Annotated in this window: 23 protein-coding genes and 1 pseudogene; 12 read left to right on the forward strand and 12 right to left on the reverse strand. The window is 62.7% G+C overall.

Features of this window, described 5'->3' with window-relative positions; translation table 11 throughout:
- Window positions 1-3: 3 nt before the first annotated feature.
- Both HJB89_RS31790 and HJB89_RS31795 read left to right on the forward strand, forming a co-directional pair.
- Window positions 4-1,515: a DUF1800 family protein gene (locus HJB89_RS31790; protein ID WP_221150963.1), complete on the forward strand. Its 1,512-nt coding sequence runs from the start codon at window positions 4-6 to the stop codon at window positions 1,513-1,515.
- A gap of 11 nt (window positions 1,516-1,526) precedes the next feature.
- Window positions 1,527-2,711: a DUF1501 domain-containing protein gene (locus HJB89_RS31795; RefSeq protein ID WP_221150964.1), complete on the forward strand. Its 1,185-nt coding sequence runs from the start codon at window positions 1,527-1,529 to the stop codon at window positions 2,709-2,711.
- A gap of 132 nt (window positions 2,712-2,843) precedes the next feature.
- Here HJB89_RS31795 and HJB89_RS31800 read toward each other — a convergent pair whose 3' ends face one another.
- Together HJB89_RS31800 and HJB89_RS31805 are read right to left on the reverse strand one after the other, a co-directional pair.
- Window positions 2,844-3,431, reverse strand: a complete 588-nt coding sequence (locus HJB89_RS31800) for a hypothetical protein (RefSeq protein WP_221150965.1) — start codon at window positions 3,429-3,431, stop codon at window positions 2,844-2,846.
- Window positions 3,432-3,450: 19 nt separating this feature from the next.
- Entirely contained in the window at window positions 3,451-3,837 is a 387-nt protein-coding gene (locus HJB89_RS31805; RefSeq protein ID WP_164012065.1) for an acyl-CoA thioesterase, read from the reverse strand.
- 289 nt (window positions 3,838-4,126) lie between these two features.
- On the opposite strand from HJB89_RS31805, the gene HJB89_RS31810 reads away from it, so the two are divergent.
- The 4 genes from HJB89_RS31810 (at window position 4,127) to HJB89_RS31825 (ending at window position 10,012) form a co-directional block, all read left to right on the forward strand.
- On the forward strand, window positions 4,127-5,944 hold the full coding sequence (locus HJB89_RS31810) for a methyl-accepting chemotaxis protein (RefSeq protein WP_221150966.1): 1,818 nt from the start codon (window positions 4,127-4,129) through the stop codon (window positions 5,942-5,944).
- 495 nt (window positions 5,945-6,439) lie between these two features.
- A complete protein-coding gene (locus HJB89_RS31815) occupies window positions 6,440-8,008 on the forward strand; it encodes a heme peroxidase family protein (protein ID WP_259672166.1) in 1,569 nt (522 codons plus the stop codon).
- A 206-nt stretch (window positions 8,009-8,214) separates the two neighbouring features.
- Window positions 8,215-9,528, forward strand: coding sequence for an extensin family protein (locus HJB89_RS31820; RefSeq protein WP_221150967.1), 1,314 nt, complete (start codon window positions 8,215-8,217; stop codon window positions 9,526-9,528).
- Window positions 9,529-9,664: 136 nt separating this feature from the next.
- Window positions 9,665-10,012 carry a CAP-Gly domain protein gene (locus HJB89_RS31825; RefSeq protein ID WP_207580854.1) on the forward strand — a complete coding sequence of 116 codons (348 nt, stop codon included), beginning with the start codon at window positions 9,665-9,667 and terminating at the stop codon, window positions 10,010-10,012.
- A 45-nt stretch (window positions 10,013-10,057) separates the two neighbouring features.
- On the opposite strand, the pseudogene HJB89_RS31830 reads toward HJB89_RS31825, so the two are convergent.
- Window positions 10,058-10,396, reverse strand: a pseudogene (locus HJB89_RS31830) (SAM-dependent methyltransferase); the annotation flags it as partial.
- Between the two features lie 217 nt (window positions 10,397-10,613).
- On the opposite strand from HJB89_RS31830, the gene HJB89_RS31835 reads away from it, so the two are divergent.
- Together HJB89_RS31835 and HJB89_RS31840 are read left to right on the forward strand one after the other, a co-directional pair.
- A complete protein-coding gene (locus tag HJB89_RS31835; protein ID WP_207580853.1) occupies window positions 10,614-11,687 on the forward strand; it encodes a DUF3095 family protein in 1,074 nt (357 codons plus the stop codon).
- A 126-nt stretch (window positions 11,688-11,813) separates the two neighbouring features.
- Window positions 11,814-13,112, forward strand: a complete 1,299-nt coding sequence (locus tag HJB89_RS31840) for an epoxide hydrolase family protein (RefSeq protein ID WP_207580852.1) — start codon at window positions 11,814-11,816, stop codon at window positions 13,110-13,112.
- Window positions 13,113-13,157: 45 nt separating this feature from the next.
- Here HJB89_RS31840 and HJB89_RS31845 read toward each other — a convergent pair whose 3' ends face one another.
- The 3 genes from HJB89_RS31845 to HJB89_RS31855 form a co-directional block, all read right to left on the reverse strand.
- Window positions 13,158-13,571, reverse strand: coding sequence for an NUDIX hydrolase (locus tag HJB89_RS31845; RefSeq protein ID WP_207580851.1), 414 nt, complete (start codon window positions 13,569-13,571; stop codon window positions 13,158-13,160).
- 27 nt (window positions 13,572-13,598) lie between these two features.
- The gene (locus HJB89_RS31850; protein ID WP_221150968.1) at window positions 13,599-14,090 is read right to left on the reverse strand and encodes a MarR family winged helix-turn-helix transcriptional regulator; all 492 of its coding nucleotides are present in this window, start codon (window positions 14,088-14,090) and stop codon (window positions 13,599-13,601) included.
- Between the two features lie 129 nt (window positions 14,091-14,219).
- Complete coding sequence (locus HJB89_RS31855) at window positions 14,220-14,993, reverse strand: siderophore-interacting protein (RefSeq protein WP_221150969.1); 774 nt, start codon at window positions 14,991-14,993, stop codon at window positions 14,220-14,222.
- A gap of 267 nt (window positions 14,994-15,260) precedes the next feature.
- Between HJB89_RS31855 and HJB89_RS31860 the strand changes: the two genes are divergently transcribed.
- From HJB89_RS31860 to HJB89_RS31875, 4 genes are all read left to right on the forward strand, one after another.
- Entirely contained in the window at window positions 15,261-15,872 is a 612-nt protein-coding gene (locus tag HJB89_RS31860; RefSeq protein ID WP_221150970.1) for an O-methyltransferase, read from the forward strand.
- A 190-nt stretch (window positions 15,873-16,062) separates the two neighbouring features.
- Window positions 16,063-16,836: an alpha/beta fold hydrolase gene (locus HJB89_RS31865; RefSeq protein WP_221150971.1), complete on the forward strand. Its 774-nt coding sequence runs from the start codon at window positions 16,063-16,065 to the stop codon at window positions 16,834-16,836.
- Window positions 16,837-17,034: 198 nt separating this feature from the next.
- Window positions 17,035-17,994, forward strand: a complete 960-nt coding sequence (locus tag HJB89_RS31870) for an acetylxylan esterase (protein WP_221150972.1) — start codon at window positions 17,035-17,037, stop codon at window positions 17,992-17,994.
- Window positions 17,991-18,719, forward strand: coding sequence for an esterase family protein (locus HJB89_RS31875; protein ID WP_221150973.1), 729 nt, complete (start codon window positions 17,991-17,993; stop codon window positions 18,717-18,719). The genes HJB89_RS31870 and HJB89_RS31875 overlap by 4 nt, the downstream gene beginning before the upstream one ends.
- Before the next feature lie 16 nt (window positions 18,720-18,735).
- Here HJB89_RS31875 and HJB89_RS31880 read toward each other — a convergent pair whose 3' ends face one another.
- Genes HJB89_RS31880 through dhaL form a run of 6 tightly spaced genes read right to left on the reverse strand, consistent with a single transcriptional unit; the run spans window position 18,736 to window position 23,118 of the window.
- The gene (locus tag HJB89_RS31880; RefSeq protein WP_221150974.1) at window positions 18,736-19,728 is read right to left on the reverse strand and encodes a dihydroxyacetone kinase subunit DhaK; all 993 of its coding nucleotides are present in this window, start codon (window positions 19,726-19,728) and stop codon (window positions 18,736-18,738) included.
- Between the two features lie 48 nt (window positions 19,729-19,776).
- Window positions 19,777-20,184 carry a hypothetical protein gene (locus HJB89_RS31885; protein ID WP_207580844.1) on the reverse strand — a complete coding sequence of 136 codons (408 nt, stop codon included), beginning with the start codon at window positions 20,182-20,184 and terminating at the stop codon, window positions 19,777-19,779.
- A gap of 1 nt (window position 20,185) precedes the next feature.
- Window positions 20,186-21,763, reverse strand: coding sequence for a putative PEP-binding protein (locus HJB89_RS31890; protein ID WP_207580843.1), 1,578 nt, complete (start codon window positions 21,761-21,763; stop codon window positions 20,186-20,188).
- Window positions 21,747-22,103 carry an HPr family phosphocarrier protein gene (locus tag HJB89_RS31895; protein WP_207580842.1) on the reverse strand — a complete coding sequence of 119 codons (357 nt, stop codon included), beginning with the start codon at window positions 22,101-22,103 and terminating at the stop codon, window positions 21,747-21,749. Before HJB89_RS31895 ends, HJB89_RS31890 begins: the two co-directional genes overlap by 17 nt.
- Window positions 22,103-22,501 (reverse strand): dihydroxyacetone kinase phosphoryl donor subunit DhaM, encoded by a 399-nt coding sequence (gene dhaM / locus HJB89_RS31900; protein WP_207580841.1) that lies wholly within the window; start codon window positions 22,499-22,501, stop codon window positions 22,103-22,105. Before dhaM ends, HJB89_RS31895 begins: the two co-directional genes overlap by 1 nt.
- Window positions 22,498-23,118, reverse strand: a complete 621-nt coding sequence (dhaL, locus tag HJB89_RS31905) for a dihydroxyacetone kinase subunit DhaL (RefSeq protein ID WP_221117610.1) — start codon at window positions 23,116-23,118, stop codon at window positions 22,498-22,500. The genes dhaM and dhaL overlap by 4 nt, the downstream gene beginning before the upstream one ends.
- Window positions 23,119-23,151 lie beyond the last annotated feature (33 nt).

Genomic DNA, 23,151 nt, shown 5'->3' on the forward strand with positions numbered 1-23,151 from the left:
GCCATGAGCCTCTCTTTCCCGACGATGGCGGCGATCCGGTTCGGCTATGGTTTCCGGCCGGGTGAGGCGCCGCCGCAAAGCAAGGACGACCTGATCGGCCAGCTCAGCAAGGGGGCAGCGGCAACGCCGGACTTTCCGCTCGGCGGTCCCGAGACGCGCCACCGCGCGATCCTCAGCCTGCAGGAGCAGCTGAAGCAAATCCGCCAGGACGCCAAGTCGGTGACCGACGATACGACGCAGCGCGAGATGCGGAAGGGCGTGCAGCGGCAAGCGCAGCAGCAGTTTCAGCACGATGTAAATCTGCGGCTGATGCAGGCGGTGCTGTCGCCGTACGGCTTCTACGAGCGGCTGGCGACCTTCTGGACCGATCATTTCTCCACCAGCGCCAATAAGAGCTTGCCGATGCGTCTCATCGTGCCGCTCTACGAGGCCGAGGCTATCCGGCCGTTCATGTCGGGCCGGTTCGGTGATCTGCTGCGCAGTGCCACCGCCCATCCGGCCATGCTGATCTATCTCGACCAGGCGGATTCGCTGGGGCCGGATTCAGCCGGCGGCATCAAGCGCAACAAGGGACTGAACGAAAATCTCGGCCGCGAACTGCTGGAACTGCACACGCTCGGCGCCGGCAGCGGCTACAGCCAGGCGGATGTCACGGCGGCGGCCATGGTGCTGACGGGGCTCACCATCGACCGCAAGGAGATGGACATCGCCTTCCGGCCGAATATCTCAGAGCCCGGTACGCATGAGGTGCTCGGCGTCAGCTATGGCGGGCGGCGGCGCTCGCGCGACGACTATCTCGACATGCTCGACGATCTCGCCGTCCACCCGAAGACGGCGGCGCATATCAGCCGCAAGCTTGCAGTGCACTTTATCTCCGACCAGCCCGACGAGGGGATGGTGTCCGACATGGCCATGGTCTGGAAGAAGACGGATGGTGATCTCATCGCCGTCTACACCGCCATGCTCGACCATCCTGCCGCCTGGCGTGACGAAGGGGCCAAGGCGCGCCAGCCTTTCGACTATGTCATTGCAGGTCTGAGGGCGCTGAATGCGGGGCCAGTCAACGGCGTCGTCGGCAGTTTCCTGGCGGCCAACCAGCAAGGCACTGATGAGGGCGACATGGCGGCGAATACGCCTGGAATGGCAGGGTCGCCTATAGCGACGGGTCCCGCCGGCGAGGCGAGGGACACGCGGCTCAAGGCCTTCCGGACGGCGCGGGCGTTGGGGCAGGGGGCGCTGAAGCGCATGGGCCAGCCGACCTGGCTGCCGCCGAGCCCGGCCGGCTTCGAGGAAGGTTTCTCCACCTGGATTACCGGCAGCCAGCTTGCCGAGCGGCTGGCTTGGGCAAGGCGGGCGGCGGCGCAATTTGGGCGCGACGAGGATCCGCGCGAATTTCTGAAATCGACGCTTGCCGATGCGGCGCGCGACGAGACGATCCGCGTCGTGTCGCAGGCGCCGAACAAGATCAGCGGCCTGACGCTGGTGCTGGCATCGCCCGAATTCAACCGCCGATAGGAGGCCCGCCCATGACGCTGTCGATGAACCGGATTTCACTGTCCCGCAGAGGCTTTCTAGCGTCCGCCTGTTGTCTGGCCGCCGCCCCCGTCTTCACGCCGCTCACCTTCGCGGCGATGCCGGGAGACAACCGTTTCGTCACCATCGTGTTGCGCGGCGCGATGGACGGGTTGGACCTGGTGCAGCCCTATGGCGATGCGGGTTTTGCCGCGCTCAGACCGACGCTGGCGCTGACGCCCGACACTGGGCTTCTCGATCTCGATGGGCATTTCGGCCTCAATCCCGCCGCTGCCGACCTGATGCCGCTGTGGAAGAGCCGGGAGCTTGCCTTCGTGCACGCGGTGTCGACGCCCTATCGCGACCAGCGCAGCCATTTCGACGGGCAGGACATGCTGGAATCCGGCGGCGAACATGTCGCCGAGGAAAAGACCGGCTGGCTGAACCGAGCGCTCGCCGTCATTCCGCGCTCGGATGCACGCAAGGCGATCGACGTCAACACCTCGACCGAGCTGATCCTCTCCGGCCCGAACGACGTCGACGTCTGGGCGTCGGATTCCAATCTGGCGCCGGCGCGCGACGAGATGCAATTCCTGACGCGGCTCTATGCCGGTGATCCGCCGTTTGCCGCTGCACTTGCCGAAGCAACGCGGGCTGACTCCGCCTCGATGATGGTCGAGCCGGATGGCCAGCGCGGCGAAAAGACCGCCGACGTGGCAGCGCTTGCGGCCAACATGCTGAAGGACGACTACCGCATCGCCAGCTTCTCGATCACCGGCTGGGACACGCATATCGGCCAGGCCGGCCAGTTCAAGCGGCCGGTGCAGGATCTGGCGCAGGCGATCAACACGCTGAAGACGACGCTTGGGGCCGAAATCTGGGCAAAGACGGTGGTGCTCGCCATGACCGAATTCGGCCGCACCGCCCGCCAGAACGGCTCCGCCGGCACCGACCACGGCACCGGCGGATGCGCCCTGCTTGCCGGCGGCGCCATCAACGGCGGCCGCATCCTTGGCCGCTGGCCGGGCATCGGCGACGGTCAGCTGCTCGACGACCGCGACCTGATGCCGACCGCCGATGTGCGTGAACTCGCCGCGGCGATGTTGTATCGGCAGTTCGATGTCGGTGTGGATGATCTGACGGGGAAGATCTTTCCGGGGTTGGGGTTTGACAAGGGGTCGCAGTTTTTGCGTGGGTGAGTGGCTGCACCTCTTCTTCCCGCTGGGGATAAGAGGCAGCAAGCCGCCGCCCGGCCCTTCGCTTGGGCTCAGGGCGTTCGACGCTGCAATCGATTCACTGGATCGATTGCTCCCGCTTTGCGGGATCGCGTCTCACCCCAGCACATCATAAAGCCTAAAGATGAAGCTGACCTGATAGACGAGGTTGGCGGTGATGAAGGCGGCATGGAAGCGACGGTTAGGGGTCCAGGCGGCGATGGCGCAGAGGAGGATATAGACGATGTTTCGGGCGGGATATTCCCAGCCGAGCGCGAGGATGCGCTCATGGCCCTTGATCGCCGTGTCGAGAATATCGACGGCGTAGGTGAGGCCGAGGATGCCGAAGAACCATTTGCGGCGGGAAATGAAATATTCCTCGTAGCCGCCATATTCATCGAGGCTCGCCGGAAAGAGCAGGGCGCAGAGCAGGAAGAACAGGCTGCAGAAGCAGACGAGGAATAGGTAGATCCCGAAGCCGATTGCCGGCACGGCCTGCAGGCGATATTCCCACCACCAGATATGGATGATGAACAGAAACATCGACAGCGCCCAGCCAAGATGGACGGAATAGACTTTGGCCTTGGCGGGATGCTGGACGATACCGGCAACGCCGGTCAGCATTCTGGCAAGCGAAAGGCTGATGACCATGCCCATCACCACCTTGATGTGAAGGAAGACCTCCGGCGAGCCGACCGTTTCCATGCTCTCGACCCCTGGTCTGTCACGCTTCGGGGACTTGTTTCGGTTTGCCGTCTTCGTCGAGCGCCACCATGATGAATGTGCCGGCGGTCACCTTTTCCATCTTGGCGTAACGTGCACGGTGCGCCCAAGCTTCGACGATCAGCGTGATCGAGGTGCGGCCGACGCGATCGATATCGGTATAGACCGACAGCGTGTCGCCGATCTTGACCGGTAGCTCGAAGGCCATTTCCTTGACGGCGGCGGTGACGACGCGGCCTCTGGCGCGCTCGGTGGCGCGGATGCCTGAGGCAAGGTCCATCTGCGCCATGACCCAGCCGCCGAAGATATCGCCGGCCGGATTTGCATCGCCCGGCATGGCAAGCGTCCTGAGCGTCAGTTCGCCTCTCGGCTTGGCGGCATCGGTCATCAAGGGATCTCCATCTGGTGCGGGCCATCGGCCGGCGATTCACTGGACGATAGCCTAGTGCAAAGGCTGTGGGCTGTAAAAGACGGCATGGCCGGGCGCTCCAGCTAACCGCCGGGAAATATATTGCAGCCGTTTCCGATTGAAATTTCATTCGATTTCAAACAGTTGATTTCGAGTGCTTCGGCCTTCCCTTACGGTATTTAATCATCTTCTAATTAAGCTTTACGCTCCAGTAATTCCGGCAATCCAAGATGGGTCTACCTCATTTACGAGAATCGCTGGGAACCTCATGCGCAACGTCAAGATTTCCACCCGCCTCTACTGCCTCGTCGGATTTACGCTTGCCGTACTCGCAGCGACGATGATCTTCTTTTTGAACTATTCCTATTCCGAGCTGGAAGCGGAGCGGAAGGCGGGGTTGGCGCAGATGGATGCGACGGCGCTCGGCATCTTCGACAAATATTACAAGATGGAGCAGGCGGGCACGATGACCCGCGAACAGGCGCAGGCGGCCGCCAAGGACGTGATCGGTGCGATGCGCTACGGCGCCGACGGTTATTTCTGGATCAACGACATGCATCCCACCATGGTGATGCACCCGATCAAGCCGGCGCTGAATGGCACTGATATCTCGCAGATGAAGGACCCGAACGGCAAATTCCTGTTCGTCGAATTTGTCAACAAGGTGAAGAAGGATGGCAAGGGCTTCGTCGACTATTACTGGCCGAAGCCGGGCGCCGATCAGCCGGTGCTGAAATATTCCTATGTCGCCGGTTTTGAGCCCTGGGGCTGGATCGTCGGCACCGGCGTCTATGCTGATGACCTTGCCGCGCTTTATCATCAGAACGCGATCTGGGCGGCGGTGCTCTGCCTGCTCGGGGCCGCGGCCACGATTGCCATCGCCTACGCCATCGTGCGTAGCGTCACGGCGCCGATCGCCCGGCTGAAGGCGGCGATGAACGCGATCGCCGCCGAAGAGGCATCGGTAGAGATCGCCGGCAGCGACCGGCGCGACGAGATCGGCCAGATGGCCAAGGCATTGCTGGTGCTGCGCGACTCCGTCGACGAACGCAGCGCGCTGCGCGGACGGGAAGATGAAAGGCAGCGGCAGATCGAGGATGAGCGACGCGGCAACGAGGCAAGCCTGCGCTCGGCCTCCGACCGGCAAAACCGGGCAATGCAGGCGCTCGGCGTTGGCCTGGAAAAGCTCGCAGGCGGCGATCTGACGGTTGCGATCGACGATATCGGCGAGGATTACGCCAAGCTCAGGGGCGATTTCAACGCCGCCGTCGACGCGTTGAACGGCGTTATCCACGCAATCGCCGAATCGAGCCACGTCGTCAATGAAAGCGCTTCCGACATCAGCGAGGCGACCGGCAACCTGTCGAAGCGCACGGAACAGCAGGCGGCAGCCCTCGAGGAGACGGCGGCAGCGCTCGACGAGATCACTGCGACGGTCAAGACGGCATCCGAGCGGGCGAACGAGGCGCGCGCGATGGTGGCCGAAACCAAAGCCAGCGCCGGCCGCTCCGGCGATATCGTCCGCAATGCGGTGACGGCGATGGGCCGGATCGAGGAATCGTCGAGCCGCATCAACCAGATCATCTCTGTCATCGACGAGATCGCCTTCCAGACCAACCTGCTGGCGCTGAATGCCGGCGTCGAGGCGGCGCGGGCGGGCGAGGCGGGCCGCGGCTTTGCCGTCGTCGCCCAAGAGGTGCGCGAACTTGCCCAGCGCTCGGCGAATGCTGCCAAGGAGATCAAGGAGCTGATCAGCCGGTCGGCAACGGAAGTCGAGGGCGGGGTGGCGCTGGTGCGCTCGACGGGCGAGGCGCTGCTGGAAATCGAGGCGCTGGTCAACCAGGTCAACGACCACGTGGTATCGATTGCGACGGCGGCCCGCGAGCAGTCCACCGGGCTGAACGAGATCAACGGCTCCGTCAATCATATGGACCAGATGACGCAGCAGAACGCGGCAATGGTCGAGGAGACGACGGCGGCAAGCCGCACGCTCGCCGATGAGAGCACCCAGTTGAAGACGCTGCTTTCGAATTTCCGCCTGCGCGCCGAGCCGCGGGCCGAGACGAGGTATACGCGGGCCGCGTGAAGGCAAGAGCGAAGTAACGGCCTCACAACGGCTTCAGACCGGAACGTCAGGAAAAGAGCCGCAACGACGGCTCTTTTCGTTGTGGCGCCGTCATCGCGTCAGATGCGCGGATCGCGACGCAGCATGATCCTTTCGAGTAGAGAGGATCGTGGGCCGGCGGAATTCCAAGATCTTCAGGCTGATATACCTGGCTGATGTGTTTGATAAAAAGCAGCAGATTCAATCTTCAAGCGAATATCATTGCAATTTACCTTACGCTATGCTTCATTCAGGTTGTAGGTGAGGGCATGGTATTTCGAAGATAGCGATTGCTGTCGTTGCGGAAGCCACCATAATTCTCCAATTTGGCAAACTATCCGGGACCACGGCCGCGGCGGCCTTGGCATGGCCGCCGTGTGTCTCCCCGAATTCGAGGATCTCAGTCCTCCGCATCGAATATCGCTGCCCTCATCGCACCGCTGCCGCATTCCAGTTCAGTAACCGAGGGAGGCCGAAATGGCTCGCAGCAAGCATGGTTCGCCAGTAAGAGGCATGGATAGCGTCGCGCAATCGAGTGTTCGCGACCAGAGGTTCGGGAGGATGTTCCGCAACCTGCCGGCCGCCGCATTTACCGAGGACGCACTCACCGATCTTGCGAAAACGATGTTCCAGGGGGAGTTCGCCGAGAAGATCGAAGAGGGAAAACCCGTCGACGTCGCGCTTGACGAGCGGGAGCCCGAAGACGAGAACCCGGCAATTCCTGCCGGCTTCACCTATTTCGGTCAGTTTCTCGATCATGACATCACATTCGATCCAGTCTCGTCGCTCGACCGCTTCAACGATCCCGATGCCCTGCAGGATTTCCGCACGCCGCGCCTCGACTTGGATTCCGTCTATGGTTCGGGGCCGGCCGATCAACCTTTCCTCTACGAGGACGACGAACTTCATCTGTTGCTCGGAGACGACAAGGATTTTGACGGCGCAAGGAAAAACCGCCCCGACCTGCCGAGGAACGCGGCCAAGATCCGGCGCGCGCTGCTAGGCGACAAGCGCAACGACGAAAACGTGATCGTCTCGCAGCTCCACGCCACCTTCCTCAGATTTCACAACAAGGTCGTCGATACGCTGCGCAGCCGCGATTTCGGGCTCTGTCAGCAGACGGTGCGCTGGCACTACCAGTGGATTGTCCTGCATGATTTCCTGCCCCGTATCATCGGCAAGGAGACCTACGAGCGCGTCATCGTCGGCAGAGGCGAAAAGCCGAATGTCCGCTTCTACAATCCACAGGGCCGCTACGCCTTCATCCCCGTCGAATTCTCGGTGGCGGCGTACCGATACGGTCATACAATGGTGAGACCGAGCTATTCGCTGAACGGAACCGTCACGAAGCCCGACCCGATCGAGCAGCGGTTCAACGGGAAAAAGGCAAAGTTCAATCGCATTCCGATTTTCTCTCTGACTGACGTGATCCAGCACCCGCGGGCAAATTTGAACGGTTTTCGCGAGTTGCCCGACTTCTGGGCGATCGACTGGGCCTTCTTCTTCGACGGGGTCGCGCCCGAAGGGACGCCGCCGGCTGGCGCAGTCCTGCCGCAGCCCTCCTACAAGCTCGATACGACGTTGGTCGATCCGCTGACGAGCCTGCCCGATCACCAAAGGGAGCCGATCCATATCCGCAGGGCGCTCGCCGCCTTGAACCTGCTGCGCGGCTGGCGGCTCGGATTGCCTTCCGGCCAGGCGGTGGCGCGCCATATGGAAATGGAGGCGCTGTCGGATGAGCAGCTGTTCGACAGCGAGGATGCCGAGAGGAAGCGGGCGCGCGGCGCGTTGCTGAGCGATCACCCCGGGATTTTCAAGGATAACGCGCCGTTGTGGTTCTACATCCTGCGCGAGGCGGAGATCTTTGGAAACAGCGAGCATCTCGGGCCGGTCGGCGGCACGATCATCGCCGAGGTCATCGCCGGCCTGATCCGCGAGGATCGGCATTCCTTCCTAGCGCAATGGCCGAAATGGCGGCCGACATTGCCGAGCGCCGAGGCGCGGCATTTCACCATGGCCGACCTGGTCAATTTCACCAACAGGTAGCCGAGGTCGATCAAGGCTGCGGGAGCGGCCGGGGAGGATGCCGAGTAAAAGTTGCATCTATCGCCAATCTCAAGGCCGCGAAAGCGGCCTTTTTCATCTCCGTCGCGTTCAGATTGTGCCGGTAAGTTTTCATTCACCGTTTTTAATTAAAATTGGAGTGAGTTTTTTCTGTCACTGCCCAGTCGGCCTGCGGAAGCGATAAGAGTATGGCGTTTGTTTCCTTTCCTCGGCGAGCCCTTTTGCCCCTGCTGCTCTCTGCGTCGCTGACCACCTGTTCGATCAGCGATGGGCTTGTGCCGCCGGCCAATGTCGACAACGGCACCAGGGTCAGCTCGATCTCGCCGGCGGCGCGCATGGCGCCCTCGGTCCGAATGGCGCGTGCGGAGCGCCTTGCGCCCGCGGAAAGCCAGGCCTCCTATCCAGTTTCCAGTGCGCCTGCCGGCAATAGTCACGGGTCCATCGACTACCTCGATACGCCGAACCTTGCCGGCACCGGCCATGCCGCGCCGGCGGCGCGCGGGGGGCGCCTGCCGATGATCGACAGCGACGAGGCGCTGGCGGCGGGCCAGCCGAGCGGCAACTGGGGCGGCACGCAGAACCTTGCGGTCCCTTCCGGCGGCGTCAACATGGATGACGAGCTTGGGGCAGAGCCGGTCGTCGGGTTGGCGCAGGAACAACAGCAGCAGATCGCCGAGGGAAATGTGACGGAGCCGGTCGTTGACGGAATCGGCACCGATAGCCCTACGCAGGTGAACCGGCCGCTACGCCAGCCCGCACCGCGGGCGATGCCGCAGCCGGCGGCACAGGCGCAGATGAGCCAGGCGCCGGCCTGGAACGACGGCAGCCCTGTGGTGGCGCCGTCTCGCGTTCCGGAAGAGGACGAAAGCGAAGAGGTCGCGATGCTGCGACCGAACAATCCGATGATGAGCGAACCGGCAGCACCCGTTGACCCGAGCGTCATGCCGACCTCCGAGCTTGCCTGCCGGCACGAGCTGAAGCGCATGGGCGTGCTTTTCGACGAAAAGCCGCCGATTTCCAATGGGCCCGCCTGTCAGGTGCCCTATCCGGTGTCGCTGAAGGGGCTTTCCGGCAATATCGGCGTGCAGCCGGCGGTGACGCTGAACTGCCAGGTGACGCTCGCCTTCGCCAAATGGGTGAAGAACGAGCTGGCACCGTCTGCCCGCTACCGCTACTGGACCGGCATCAAGACGATCCAGCCGCTCGGCGGCTATTCCTGCCGGCGCATGAACAACAGCCGGCAGAAATACAATCCGATGTCGGAACACGCTCGCGGCAACGCGATCGACGTCGGCAAGTTCGTGCTGAAGAACGGCCACGAGATCGACGTGCGCAAAAAGGGTCTCTTTTCGCTGCGCGAAGGCCGGCTGCTGAAGGCGGTGCGCAGCGACAGCTGCCGCTATTTCAACACCGTGCTCGGCCCCGGCAGCAACCCCGAACACTGGAACCACTTCCACTTCGATCTGCGGTCCCGCAAGAGCGGCAAGGCCTATTGCGACTGATGCATTTCGCGTTGAACCGTGCGGCGCAGGTGCGGCTTTTGTCGCGGCAAAAAAACCGCTGGCAGAAAATGGTTCATCCCTGCCTTCCGGCGCGCTATAGATCTGTCAGGCGGATTGCCGTTCGAGAGTTTGATCCATGAGCTATGATTTCCATGTCGGCCAGAAGGTCGTCTGCATCAACGATACCTTCAAGCATGTCAGCATCGACCAACTTATCCGCAAGGGCGAGATCTACACGATCCGCTGGGTCGGCGAATATACCCATTATATCGACGGCACGTTCATCGGGGTGAAGCTCGCGGAAATCAATCGCGGCAACGACGACGGGCCGGAAGGTTACGGTGCGGCCGACATGCCCTATCGCGCGACGCGCTTCCGGCCGCTTGTGAAGGACAAGATTTCATCGCTGCGCAAGCTTTTGGCCCCGACGCCGGATGCACCGGTGGAACCGAAGGAAAAGATCAAGAAGAAAGAAAAGGTCTGAGCGCCGGTCTGCCTCGGCCGGTCGCGATGGAAGGCCGTGATCCGATCAGGCCGGCTTCCTGCTGAGGAACAGCCCGGTCTCCTTGCTGACATCGAGCGCGCTGCCGCCTTGCCGGAAGGCATCGGCGATGGCCTGGCGGAAGCGGCTGAGCTGAGGCTCGTCGGCGCCTTCGCCGGGCGGATAGGAGGTCAGCGCCAGAAAAGCATCCTCAGGCTCGGTGATCCGCATGCTTGCCGGATACTGCGACATTGCCATGTTTCCGAATTGCGACCGCATCACTTGCTCGGCGGCGTCATGCCCAAAGGCTTCGGCGGCCGGATCGGTCGGGGCGCTGCCGAAGACGGTCGTCAGGCGATAGACCTCGCACATGTTGCCGACGCCGTTGGGTTGAGCGGGCTCTTCTTGCTCTCCAAATAAATCGTATCCGATTAAATCGGAATAGTGTTGACATCGAATTCGGTTCGGCCAACATCGACGTCGAAACCAAGCTTGTCTGAACGGGAAGGGCCGGCCTCGCGCCGACATTCCAAGCGGGGGTCTGCCGATCGGCGGCAGACCCGTTTCTGAGCTGGCAGCAACCCTGCCGATCGGAGGACGTGCCATGATCAACAGCGATGCGCAGCTGCGCCGGGCCTATGACGAGTTTTCGCTTGTGCTCGATCCCGAGGTCTACGAGCCGCTGCCTGACGATTGGCTGATCGGCATCACCGACGTCGTCAGCTCGACTGAGGCGATCCGCTCCGGGCGCTATGAAGACGTCAATTATGCCGGCGCATCGATCATCGCCGCACTCGGCAATGCCTGGGGCTCGTTCGATTTCCCCTTCGTGTTTCGCGGAGACGGAGCGGCCTTCGCCTTGTCGGCGAATGGCATCATGGCCGCGACATCGGCCCTGCGTGATGTGGCGGGCTTTGCCAAATCCGATCTTCATCTCGACCTGCGTGTTGGGCTCGTCACTGTCGGCGAAATCCGCGCGAATGGACGTGATGTCAGGATCGCGCGCTATGCCGCTTCCGAGAGTGCGACCTATGCGATGTTTGCCGGAGGCGGGCTCAAATGGGCGGAGCGACAGATCAAGAATGGGTGCTATCTGGTGAAGCCCGGCCGTTATGCTATGAGGCCTAACCTGACCGGCCTGAGCTGCGACTGGGCGCCGTTCCCAAGCCAGCGGGGTGAGATCCTGTCGCTCTTGGTCGAGCCTCGTGACGATACCAGCCCAGAGGTCTTTGCGGCGCTGGCGAAGCGCGTGCTTGGGGTTTTCGACGCCGCGCCGCGCCGGTCTCATCCACTTCCCGGAAATATGGCTGTCCACAGGGACGGCGGAAAGCGGGTCGATGCTCCGCACTGGTCGGAGGTCGCCTCCAATTCGGATTTCCGCAAGTTCGACGACGGCCTGCGCCTGACGCTCGACTGCGCGCCGGAGCAGATCGACGGCGTCGAGGCCATGCTCATTGCGGCGCGGGCGCGCGGCGAGGTCGATTTCGGACTGCACCGCCAGTCGCATGCGCTGATGACCTGCCTCGTGCCATCCGGCCGCCCGGATTCGCACCTGCATTTCCTCGATGGAATGGACGGCGGTTATGCCAAGGCGGCCGAGATGATGGAGGAGGGCGCCCTTGCCGTGGCATCGCGTCAGCCTGAGAGGCCCATTCGCGGCGGTCGAGACATAGCCTGACAGGGTAATTGACCCCTCCATAGCCCCGGCGCATAGTCCGGGCAGACGCGAATGACCTACTGTTGCAACGAGGTCGGCCAGTCGATCCTCGTCCATTCCTGCAGATCGAACGGAGAGGAAAGCGTCATGTCACCGACATCCCTATCAATGCCCACCCGGCGCGAACTGCTGGCCGCCACCGCGGCAGCCGGGGCCATTAGCATGCTTGGCGGGACCGGGAGCGCCGAGGCGAGCGGCGAGACGATTACCTCCTTCAGCGTCAACTTCCCCGAGGAGGCGCTCGACGATCTGCGCCGGCGCGTCGCGGCGACCCGTTGGCCGGACAAGGAGACCGTTACGGATGATAGCCAGGGCGTACGGTGCGAGACGATCCAGAAGCTCGCGAACCATTGGGCGAGGGATTACGACTGGCGCAAGATGGAGGCCCGGCTCAATGCGCTGCCGCAGTTCGTCACCGAGATCGATGGGCTGGATATCCACTTCATCCACGTCCGCTCCAAGCATGAAAATGCGCTGCCTATCATCGTCACCCATGGGTGGCCTGGCTCGATCATCGAGCAACTGAAGATCATCGAGCCGCTCACCGACCCGACCGCGCATGGCGGCGGCGAAGCGGACGCGTTTCATGTGGTGATCCCATCACTGCCAGGCTATGGCTTCTCCGGCAAGCCAACTGCGCCGGGTTGGAATCCTCCTCGCATTGCTCGTGCCTGGGTGACGCTGATGCAGCGCCTCGGCTACACCAGGTTCGTGGCGCAGGGCGGCGATTGGGGGAATGCGGTCACGGAGCTGATGGCTTTGCAGGAACCGCCGGGATTGCTCGCCATCCACACGAACATGGCGGCCACGGTTCCGGCCGATATCGCCAAGGCGCTCGCCGCCGGCGGGCCGCCGCCCGCAGGCCTCTCGCCCGATGAAAAGCACGCCTGGGATCAGCTCGACGACTTCTACAAGAATGGGCTGGGCTACGCCATCGAGATGAACAACCGGCCGCAAACGCTCTACGGGATCGTCGATTCGCCGGTCGGTCTCGCGGCCTGGATGCTCGACCACGACATACGCAGCTACCAGATGATCGCCCGTGTTTTCGACGGAAAGCCTGAGGGGCTGACGAAGGATGATATCCTCGACAACGTCACGCTCTACTGGCTGACGAATACCGCAATCTCCTCTGCACGCCTCTACTGGGACAATGCGCATTTTCCATCGGGAGGCTTTTTCGACCCCAGGGGCATCAAGATTCCGGTTGCCGTGAGTGCCTTTCCCGACGAAATCTATGCGGCGCCGAAGAGCTGGTCGGAGAAGGCCTATCCGAAACTCATTCACTACAACAGGCTCGACAAAGGCGGCCACTTTGCCGCCTGGGAACAGCCTATGGCTATGGCGGCTGAGCTGAGGACGGCATTTGGATCGCTGCGCCAGTAAGGCAAAAAAGTGCATTGTGCCGAACCGGGTTCGCGCAACGCGCCTTCACTCTTTGCGGCTCTGCTGCGAGACGAGCTTTGCGAGGATTTCACCGAGCTGAGGCGGTGCCAGCTCGGTTTCGCAGTCTATCTCGGCGGCGGCAAACCATCTGAGCGCTGTGTGTTCATCACCGATAAGTCGCGGGGAGCCCTGCCATCGATCGACGTGATAGACGTGGAATGTGGCGGATGCTCCGGGCGGGCTTTCCGAAACGAACATTCCTGCCGATTGCCAGTGCTGCGGCGTCACGCCGATTTCTTCCCACAATTCCCGGCGCATCGCCGTCTCGGCGTCTTCGCCGCTCTCGACATGACCGCCCGGCAAGCTCCACCGATCCGCGTGCGTCTTGCGTTCGGAACTTCGCCTTGCGAGTAGAACGCTCGCATTCACAATCAATGCGCCGATTGCGATCTCGGGCATGTCACCAGGTGCCGACATGTGTCGCGATCATGATTTTTCCGGTTTGACCTGTGCCCGTAGCAGGTTGTCGCGCAGCCGCGTCACCGATTTCTGTACGACGGGGAAATCATCGCCGAGGCCGACGGCGTCGATCAGGACGGAGCTGGGATCGGTTTCGAGAAGATCGCGTCCCGCCGGCGTCAGGCTCACCCGCACTTGCCGTTCGTCGGCGGGATCGCGATGGCGGGTGATAAAGCCGACTGACTCCAGCTTCTTGAGAATGGGCGTCAGCGTGTTGGATTCGAGAAACAGTTTTTCCCCCAGCGTACTGACGGTCTGTTCGTCCTCCGCGGAAAGGGCGACCATGGCGATATACTGGGTATAGGTCAGGCCGATCGCGTCCAGGACCGGCTTGTAGGCGCGGCCGAAGGCGAGATTGGCTGAATAGACCGCAAAGCACAGGAAGTTCGAAAGCTTACGGCCGTCACCATCAGTCTTAGGGGAGTTTGATGCGGGCTGTTTTGCTTTAGATGCGGGCATGGGCCTATCCTGTTTCAATATTTATCAATTATATATATCGCATCCGATTAAATCGCAATGGTAAAGACGGTGTTTTATCCGGCCGTCGCCCCGATTTCCGGAGCGGCGGCCAGTGTCGAGCTCTTCGGCTTAAGCGAACTTTTCCGTCGCATCGGCCTTGCCGAACACCCAATAACCGGACGCTTTGATCCAGCCGAGCGGGTAGCTTCTTTCCGTCAGCAGATAGGCGCGGATATCGCGTGTCACAGAGGCTTCCGCCGCGACCCAGATGAAAGTTTCCGGCAGGATATCGACCGTGGCCAGAAGTTTCAGCAGCGCTGCGGCATCGGTTGTCTGCGAGAGAGGCCGATGCGCCCAGTGGACCTGCAATTCGGCTGAGGTGTCGAAGGTCTGCTCTTCCAGCGGGCCGGTGACGGCGGCGACTGTGGTGATGAGTGTTCCGGCGGTGCTCTCCTCGATCCGCCGGCCGATCGCCGGCAGTGCCGTTTCGTCGCCGATCAGCAGCCATCGTTTGACGTTCGCGGAGACCACGGCGGAGCCTCTTGGCCCGCCGATTTCGAGCCGGTCGCCGGGGCGGGCGCCGATTGCCCACCGCGTCACCGGGCCTACCTCGTGCAAGGCGAAATCGATGGTCAATTTCCGCCTGGCATTATCATAGCGGCGCGGCGTGTAGTCACGGCGCTCTTCTCCGCCATCGGCGGCCGGTACGAAAATCTTGATGTGGTCGTCGGGCGCAAGGCTGATGAAATCGGCAAGATCGTCGCCGGTCAACGTGATGCGGCGCATTCCGGGGGTGATATCGACGACGCTTTCGGCCGTCAGCGTGCGCCGTCGCGTGTCGTGGCGCGCCCGCTCGATGGCAGGGGCCGATGAAGTCTGCTCTTTGCTTTGATTGTTATCCATGTGTCCTCAGGAGCATTGAAACTCGATCCGCAGGACACAGTCGCGCAGATCGAAGCCGCAAAGCCGTTCGATCATACGCGTTGAGTGACGTTAACGCTTACGTGGCCGGGTGACCCGGCCATTGACGCGTTTGATGTAGCCGACGGTGGCGGCGTGTGCAACCGCATGCCGGCTGCGAAATCCGATGATTGCCGAAGTTTAACTTTTCGCAGCCAATTCGGTCGGGCAAAGTCGGCCATCAATCGCAAGGACAGAAGGGCGGGGCCGATGGACAGCAGGATCGAGGAAGTGCTCGACATCTATCACGCGATGATCGAGACGGAGCGCAATAGCCCGCGCGAGCTGCCTCCCGGCGGCCGCGATGGCGGACAGGATCAGCGGCTGCGCGCGGTCGGACCAGAGACCGGACAGTTCATCAATATCATCGCCAGGAGCCTCAGGGCTCCGACCATTCTCGAACTCGGCACCTCGTTTGGCTATTCAGGGATATGGCTGGCGGAAGCCGCGCGTGCCTCCGGCGGCCGGCTGATCACCATGGAAATGCACGATTACAAGTCGGCTTATGCGCGCGACATGGCCGTCAAGGCGGGGCTTGCCGACCGTGTCGAGTTCAAGGTCGGGGACGCCGTCCAGATGATCGCCGCGCTTTCTGAGGGCATCGACTTCGTGCTTGTGGATCTCTGGAAGGATCTCTACCTTCCCTGCCTCGAGGCCTTCTATCCCAAGCTCAATCCGGGCGCGATAATCGTCGCCGACAATATGCTGCGTCCGGGAGGCGACGATGTCGGACGCTACGGCGAAGCCATCCGCGCCAAGCCGGGCATATCAAGTGTGCTGCTGCCGGTCGGCAACGGGCTCGAGGTCAGCCATTTCGACTGAGGTTGAGGCGAGGTTGGTTTTAGCGATCAGGCCGGCTGCGTCGAATGCCGGGAGGCGGATGACCTCGCGCCTCAGATGAGCGATCCGACACGGTGTTATCGACTAACCGATTTTCACCGGGTCCGGATCCCCGATCTCGAACCCATGCTCTTGCCCCTTCGACAGTCTCAACATGTGAGGAAACCAGATCATGATGATGAACAGACGGACTTTCTCGGCCGCCCTCGTTGCCGGCGCCGCCGCCACTCTTCTCTCCAGCCGCGACATGGCCGCGACATCGGCTCCGGTGAAGGCGCGCAATGTCGTGCTGGTGCATGGGCTGTTTGCCGACGGCTCGTGTTGGACCGAGGTGATCGCGCGCCTGCAGGCTGCCGGACTGAACGCCACGGCTGCACAGAACCCGCTGACGACGTTGCCCGACGCCGTCGCCGCCGTAAAGCGGGTGCTCGACCGGCAGGATGGCCCGACGGTTCTGGTCGGGCATTCGTTTTCCGGCATGATGGTCACCGAGGCTGGCGTTCATCCCAACGTTTCGGCGCTCGTCTATGTCGCTGCGCGGGCGCCGGATGCGGGTGAGGATTATACCGCGCTTGCGAAGACCTTCCCGACGCCGCCGGCTTCGGCCGGCATCGTCTTCGACGGCGACGAGGGACGCTTGAACGAAGCGGCCTTCCTTCGCGATTTCGCCGGGGACCTGCCGGAGGCGAGGGCGAAAGTACTTTATGCCGTGCAGCAGCCATTCCAGAAGGCGCTGCTGACCGGCAAGACTACGCAGGCCGCCTGGCGTTCGAAGCCGAGTTGGTATGCCGTCTCGACCGAAGACCGGACGATCAATCCCGATCTCGAACGTTTCATGGCCAAGCGCATGGGGGCAAAGACGGTCGAGGTGAAGGCCAGCCACCTCTCGCTGATTTCCCATCCCGACGAGATCACCCAGCTGATCCTGGAGGCGGCCGGGCAGTAATTTCCGACGCCGGGCGGTGGTGTCTATGGGACGGTTACGCTGTGCATAGCGGATGCACCGTCGTAGTGCACGTCACCCGCCCCCGCCCTTCGAGGCTCCGCCCTTTGGCCTGCGCATGAGCGCTGCTGGCGAGAGCGGGTGGGAAAGTAGCCGTCACATCGTCTTGCGCGACCGGTGCTTTCACGCGACAAAGTCCAGATGAGTATCCCTACAACCCACCCATTCTCCTTCGATCCGACCTACGGCATGCAGCTCGAAGAGCTTCTTGCGGTCAAGCCGCCCAAAGCGCCTGATGGTTTCGACGATTTCTGGGAGGGGCGTTATCGCAAGGCGTTGACGGTCGATCCGCAGCCAGTGCTTTCCCGCAGCGAGATCACCCATCCAGATTGGCATGTGCTCGATCTCGTCTATGTCTCCACGGATGCGTTCCGGATCGGCGGTTGGCTCATCTTGCCGCGTCAGGGGCAGGTGCGGCGCGGCCTTGTCGTCGGGCACGGTTACGGCGGGCGGGATCATCCGGATTTCGACCTACCGGTCAAGGAAACGGCATTGATCTTTCCCTGCTGCCGCGGGCTGTCGCTCAGCGCCCATCCGCCGATTTCCGAAAACCCGTCCTGGCATGTGCTGTACAATATCGACAAGCTGGACTCCTATATCATCGGCGGCTGCGTCGCGGATATCTGGCTAGCCGTCTCGACGCTTGACGCGCTCTATCCCTGGCTCTCGGGGAATATCGGCTACAGCGGCATCAGCTTCGGCGGCGGCGTCGGGGCAATAGCGATCGCCTACGACGAGCGCATCGATCGCGGCCATCTTGCGCTGCCGAGTTTTGGGCACCAGCCGCTGCGCCTCGACCTGCCGAGCGTCGGCAGCGCACAATCGGTGCAGGAATATCAGGCAGAGCATGGAAATGTGCTCGAAACGCTCAGCTTCTACGATGCGGCGACCGCAGCACGGCGGATCGAGGTGCCGATGCTGACGGCAGTGGCGCTTTTCGATCCTTCGGTGGCGCCGCCCTGCCAGTTCGCTGTCGCCAATTCGATACCGAAATTTAATGAAATCTTCATCCTGGACGCCGGGCATTTCGACTACCCTGGAAGTGCTGAGCAAGAGGCGGTTCTCCGCGACAAGATCGGACAGTTCTTCAGGGTGCCATGAACCGCGAATACCTGCGCTGGTACAGTCAGCGTCTGCATCGAGACATGGAGATGCTGGTTTTCGGCCATGCCGGCGCCAAGGTGCTGGTGTTTCCGACGCGGGAAGGGACCTTCCTGGAATATGAGCAGCTTGGCCTGGTCGGAAGCCTAGCCGACAAACTGCAGGCCGGCCAACTCCAACTCTATTGCATCGAGGGACTGGCCGCCGAGAGCCTTTATGGCTCTGACCGCCATCCGGCCGAGCGTATCCGCCGACATGTCGCACTGGAGGATTATATCCTCAACGAGGTGCTGCCGCTGATGGCGGCGAAGAACCCGCATGACTGCACCATCGTGCATGGATGCAGCCTCGGCGCCTTCCAGGCGGCGAGCCTCTTCTTTCGCCATCCGCATCTCTTCTGCAAGCTCGTCGCCTTTTCCGGACGCTACGACCTCACGATGAAGGTAGAATCCTTTAGCGACCTGTTCGACGGCTATTACGATGACAGCGTCTATTTCCACACGCCGACGCATTTCCTGCCCGGCCTCGGCTCCGACTGGCGGCTCGACAGGCTACGTGAGCGCGACATCGTTCTCACCATCGGCGATGCCGATCCCTTCCTCGATAACAACCGCTATCTCAGCCGGCTGCTCGGCGAAAAGAATATTCGCCATCAGTTGCATGTCTGGGACGGCCGCGCCCACCGCGCCGGGGGCTGGCGGAAGATGGCGGCGCTTTACATCTGACGTCTGTGGTACACCCTTATGGCCAATGCAGCGCTGCAGTCGCCACCGGCGCGTCCCAGAGCGCGATCTCCTCGTCGGTCAGCAAGGCGAGGGTGATCGATAGTCCCTGCATGTCGAGCGAGGTGACGTAGGTTCCGACCAGTGAGCGCTCGATCGGGATGGCTTTCTCCTCGATGAAACGGCGGGCGCCATTATAGGCGAGGTAGAGTTCGGCAGGCGGCGTGCCGCCGAGGCCATTGACGAACAGCAGTGCTTTGCTGTCCGGCGTCACTGAGATGTCGCCAAAGATGGTCTCGCAGAGATGGCCGATGATGGCGTCGGAGGCAGCGAAGGGCTGCCGGGCATGGCCGGGTTCGCCATGGATGCCGACGCCCATTTCCATCTCGCCGGGTCCGAGCGTAAACGTCGTGCGCTCGGTCTGCGGCACCGTCACGCCGTTCAGCGCCACACCCATCGAGCGGATGCGTGTGTTCATCCCCTCGCCAAGCTGTTTCAACTCGGCGAGCGACATGCCGCGTTCGGCCGCAGCACCAAGGATCTTTTCGACGATGAGCGTGCCGGCAACACCGCGCCGGCCGCGGCCATCACCGGTTCTCGACGTCTCGATGTCGTCGCTGACGACGACCATGTCGAGGTTATGACGGTCGCCTGCCATCTCGATGGCCATTTCGAAATTCATCAGGTCGCCGTCGTAATTCTTGACCACGAGCAGACAGCCGGCGCCGGTATCGACCTCTTCGATGGCGGCAATGATCTGGCTCGGCGTCGGCGAGGTGAAGATATGGCCGACACAGGCGGCATCCAGCATGCCGTGGCCGACGAAGCCGATATGCATCGGTTCATGCCCGGCGCCGCCGCCGGAGATCAGCGCCACCTTGCCAGGGTTGAGATGGCGGCGGCGGATGCATCTGCGCTCGGGCCCGAACACCACGAAGGCCTCATGGGCGCGCACGAAGCCTTCGACGCTTTCGGCGACCATGGTTTCCGCAGTGTTCATGAACTTCTTCATCAAGCCCCCAAGGCCAAAAGCATTACGTTACGTCAAGCGGCTCACTCGTCATTCCGCGTCCGATATTGCGACGATCTTCTGCACCAGATCGGAGATCGCCTCTTCAAGAAGGCGGTTTTTCCTGTCGTCACCGAAATCAGGCACCATCAGCGACAGGTGCCGCAATTTCTCTGAGTGGCCGACATCCGGCAGCTTTCCGGGATGGGCGGCCTGATAGGCTTCGAGAAAGCGCTCCTGTTCGGTGGCGCTGAAGTGGCAGACGCGGACGATCGTCGCGAGATGGCGCGCCGGCAGCGGCGTCGCATAGGTCGGGCTGGTGATCTGGGTGACGAAGCTGCGATGCTTTCCAAGCGCCGTCGCCAGGCGCTGGCGCGTGCCCGATGGCCTGTTGTCGATGATCTGCGCCAGAATGGACTTGTAGGCGATAATGGCGTCTTCGGTGTCTTCGCGCGCCATTCTATTCTCCGGCTGCCCTTGTGCCATCGGCATTGAGGCCGATGATCGCCGATCTTATCGCGGGACGCCGGGCCGGCGCCACGGAAAAATGCCGGAGGCCGGCAGCGAGCAGTGCAGGCAGATAGCTGGGATCGCCGGCCATGTCGCCGCAGATGCTGACCGGCTTGCCAGCGGCAAGCTTCACCGCCTCGGCAATCAGCCGGAGCACGGCGGGTGCTGCCTTGCCGGCATCGGCGTCGACGTCCTCTCGGGCGGAGGCGGCAAGATATTGGGTGAGATCGTTGGTTCCGAACGAGAAGAATGCCGCAGATCCGAAGGTGTCGAGCATCAATGCCGCCGCCGGCACCTCCACCATCATGCCGATCGGCGGCATGCGGTGGAGCAGGGAACGGCGGCCGAGCTTTTCGGCCTCCTCGCGGAATATCTCGCGCATCCTGTCGATTTCGTCGGGAAAGGTCACCATCGGCAGCATCACCGAAAGCCTACCGAAGACGGCGGCGCGCAGCAGGGCGCGTGCCTGGACGCGGGCGATTTCCGGCTGGGCAAGCAGCAGTCGGATGCCGCGCAAGCCCGAGGCGAGAGCCGGCAGGTCTTCGAGGCCAGCGAGCGGCTTGTCGCCGCCGATATCGAGCATGCGGATCGTCACCGGCCTTTCGCCCGCCTGCTCCAGCACGCGGCGATAGATTGCCAGCTGCCGCTCCTCGTTGGCTGCATCGGCGACCGAGGCAGTTGAAAATTCCGAGCGCATCAGGCCGACGCCCGCCGTTGCCGGATCGAGCGCATCGATCTCGGCGGGCTCGTTGATGTTGATCGAGAGCAGGATCGGCACGCCGTCCGCCGTGCGCAGCTCACCGCCAGCGGTTTGTGTGTCGCCGGCAGGCGCTTGTGCGGGTGCGAGCGGCGGGATCAGCATGCTGCCCGCCTGCAGGACGACCGCACCGGCGTTTCCGTCGACGCTGACAGGATCTCCGTCCACGGCCGAAAAGCGGCCCGTGCCAACCACCATCGGCACCGATTTCGCCCGGGCGAGCAAGGCGACATGGCCGGCGGTGCTGCCTGCAAACAGCGCGATGCCGCCGCCGTTCGACCAGTCATGGGCGAGAAAGCGGCTGGGCTCCATGTCCTTGCCGACAAAGACGGAGCCGGACGGGAAATCGGCGATCGGGGTGCCGGCGAGCGCGCCGAGCACGCGGTTCTTGATGTCGAGAATATCGACGGCACGCGCCCGCATCTGCTCCTCGTCGGCCGCTTCGAGTTCACCGATATAGGCGTCGAGGGTGGCGACCCAGGCAAAGACGACGTTCGCGTCGGTTTCCATGCGGGCGCCGGTCGCTTCCGCGATCGTCGGATCGCGCAGCACCTCGATCTGGAAATCGATGATATCGCGGCTTTCGGCGTCGGCTCCCTCGGCAAGGCGCTCGAGTTCGCCGATCGAGATGTCGATCGCCTTTTCCAGCGCGGCGTATCCGCCGGCGGTCCGAGGCGCGGCGGGAGCGCCTGGCCGCTCGGCCAGAAAGGCCGGGCCGGATGCGATGCCCGGGGATGCGCTCTTCGCTTTCAGTCTAAGCGGTCCGGCCATGTTTCTTTTCCTCATCGAAATTGCGCTCGATGAGTCCCTTCAGGGCGCGGATCGCCTCTTCTGCAAGAATGCCGTCGGCGCGGATCCTGAGGATCGACCCCTTGCGGATTCTCGCGCCCATGATCTTGATGATGCTCTTGCCGTTCAGCCAGACATCGCTGCCGTTGACCGCGACCTCGATCGAGCAAGGGAAGGACTTGGCAAGCCGCGTGAAGGTGACGGAGGGGCGGGCATGCAGCCCGACACCGTGCTTGACTTCGACCTCCGTCTGGCAATTCACCTTAGATGGCTCGGGCAATCGCTCGGGCTCCTGTTTCTCTATGCGCAATCCGCTCGTCATCAGGGCGATAGTTCCTCGGCTGTGGCGACCACCTTGGCCAGTGACGCGCCCCCCGACGCCTCGGCGGCGGCGATGACGGCGCCCTCGACCAGCGGGGCGTTGCAGATGGAGACGAGGGCCGAGCGGGGAAGGCCCAGCATTTCGATCGCCATCTCGCTGTTGGTTTCGGCACCGCCGAGATCGACGAAGACGGCAACCCCGGCATCGGACCAGGCGGCCTCGATCGCTCTGAGGATGCCGCCGGCATCGGTGCCGAGCTCGCCATGGACGTTGCCGCCCGACCAGGAGAGCGGCACGCAGTCGCCGACCATCTGCCGCACCATGTCGGCGATGCCCCGTGCCACAAGCGGCGAATGGGAGACGATCACGATGCCCACATTTGCGGTCTTTCCATTCATTCCGGACGGTGCTCCCCGAGATAACGGCAGATCGCCGTGGTCAATAGTGCGCAGCTCGAGGCGCCGGGATCGACGTGGCCGATCGAACGGTCGCCGAGATAGGCCGCGCGCCCGCGCATCGCCTTCATATCAGCCGTGCGGCTGGCGGAACGTTCGGCCTTGCGGGCGATCGTGCCGAGCGGTGAGCGGCGGGCGAGTGCCGCATGCACGGGATAGAGCACGTCGAGCAATGTCTTGTCGCCGGCATGCGCCCGTCCGCGCCTTGCCACCGCGTCGATCGCCTGCTTCAGCACCAGCGAAAAATCGGCCTTCGCCTCGCTTTTGCGAAGCTCACGGCCGATCTCCATCAGCAGCGTGCCGTAGAGCGGCCCGGCGGCACCGCCGACATTCATCACCAGCGTCAGGCCGATCTTTTCCACGGCGTCGGGGAAGGGCAGGCTGGACAGGCTTTCGCCTTCGGCGCTCACCGCTTCGCAGCCGCGCTGCATATTGGTTCCGTGGTCGCCATCGCCGATGGCCCGATCAAGCGCGCAGAGGTGATCGCTGTTTTCCGCGATTGCCGCGCGGCACACCTCGATCAATCCCGCAACTAGCACCGGTTCCGCCTGCACTGCCATCCTCCCTGTCGCCGCGCCTGCCACGCGGCTCTC

This window comes from Rhizobium sp. NZLR8, from assembly GCF_019685025.1.
Classification (GTDB): Bacteria; Pseudomonadota; Alphaproteobacteria; order Rhizobiales; family Rhizobiaceae; genus Rhizobium.

Excerpts from the sequence above, each read along its gene's own strand:
- HJB89_RS31860 (WP_221150970.1), top strand. The coding sequence starts at position 15,261 with ATGGACAGCAGGATCGAGGAAGTGCTCGACATCTATCACGCGATGATC.
- HJB89_RS31890 (WP_207580843.1), bottom strand. The coding sequence starts at position 21,763 with ATGGCCGGACCGCTTAGACTGAAAGCGAAGAGCGCATCCCCGGGCATC.
- HJB89_RS31850 (WP_221150968.1), bottom strand. The coding sequence starts at position 14,090 with ATGCCCGCATCTAAAGCAAAACAGCCCGCATCAAACTCCCCTAAGACT.
- dhaM (WP_207580841.1), bottom strand. The coding sequence starts at position 22,501 with ATGAATGGAAAGACCGCAAATGTGGGCATCGTGATCGTCTCCCATTCG.
- HJB89_RS31835 (WP_207580853.1), top strand. The coding sequence starts at position 10,614 with ATGATCAACAGCGATGCGCAGCTGCGCCGGGCCTATGACGAGTTTTCG.
- HJB89_RS31820 (WP_221150967.1), top strand. The coding sequence starts at position 8,215 with ATGGCGTTTGTTTCCTTTCCTCGGCGAGCCCTTTTGCCCCTGCTGCTC.
- HJB89_RS31815 (WP_259672166.1), top strand. The coding sequence starts at position 6,440 with ATGGCTCGCAGCAAGCATGGTTCGCCAGTAAGAGGCATGGATAGCGTC.
- HJB89_RS31805 (WP_164012065.1), bottom strand. The coding sequence starts at position 3,837 with ATGACCGATGCCGCCAAGCCGAGAGGCGAACTGACGCTCAGGACGCTT.
- HJB89_RS31795 (WP_221150964.1), top strand. The coding sequence starts at position 1,527 with ATGACGCTGTCGATGAACCGGATTTCACTGTCCCGCAGAGGCTTTCTA.
- HJB89_RS31840 (WP_207580852.1), top strand. The coding sequence starts at position 11,814 with ATGTCACCGACATCCCTATCAATGCCCACCCGGCGCGAACTGCTGGCC.
- HJB89_RS31865 (WP_221150971.1), top strand. The coding sequence starts at position 16,063 with ATGATGATGAACAGACGGACTTTCTCGGCCGCCCTCGTTGCCGGCGCC.
- HJB89_RS31870 (WP_221150972.1), top strand. The coding sequence starts at position 17,035 with ATGAGTATCCCTACAACCCACCCATTCTCCTTCGATCCGACCTACGGC.
- HJB89_RS31885 (WP_207580844.1), bottom strand. The coding sequence starts at position 20,184 with ATGGCGCGCGAAGACACCGAAGACGCCATTATCGCCTACAAGTCCATT.
- HJB89_RS31895 (WP_207580842.1), bottom strand. The coding sequence starts at position 22,103 with ATGACGAGCGGATTGCGCATAGAGAAACAGGAGCCCGAGCGATTGCCC.
- HJB89_RS31875 (WP_221150973.1), top strand. The coding sequence starts at position 17,991 with ATGAACCGCGAATACCTGCGCTGGTACAGTCAGCGTCTGCATCGAGAC.
- HJB89_RS31800 (WP_221150965.1), bottom strand. The coding sequence starts at position 3,431 with ATGGAAACGGTCGGCTCGCCGGAGGTCTTCCTTCACATCAAGGTGGTG.
- HJB89_RS31855 (WP_221150969.1), bottom strand. The coding sequence starts at position 14,993 with ATGGATAACAATCAAAGCAAAGAGCAGACTTCATCGGCCCCTGCCATC.
- HJB89_RS31880 (WP_221150974.1), bottom strand. The coding sequence starts at position 19,728 with ATGAAGAAGTTCATGAACACTGCGGAAACCATGGTCGCCGAAAGCGTC.
- HJB89_RS31790 (WP_221150963.1), top strand. The coding sequence starts at position 4 with ATGAGCCTCTCTTTCCCGACGATGGCGGCGATCCGGTTCGGCTATGGT.
- dhaL (WP_221117610.1), bottom strand. The coding sequence starts at position 23,118 with ATGGCAGTGCAGGCGGAACCGGTGCTAGTTGCGGGATTGATCGAGGTG.
- HJB89_RS31810 (WP_221150966.1), top strand. The coding sequence starts at position 4,127 with ATGCGCAACGTCAAGATTTCCACCCGCCTCTACTGCCTCGTCGGATTT.
- HJB89_RS31825 (WP_207580854.1), top strand. The coding sequence starts at position 9,665 with ATGAGCTATGATTTCCATGTCGGCCAGAAGGTCGTCTGCATCAACGAT.
- HJB89_RS31845 (WP_207580851.1), bottom strand. The coding sequence starts at position 13,571 with ATGCCCGAGATCGCAATCGGCGCATTGATTGTGAATGCGAGCGTTCTA.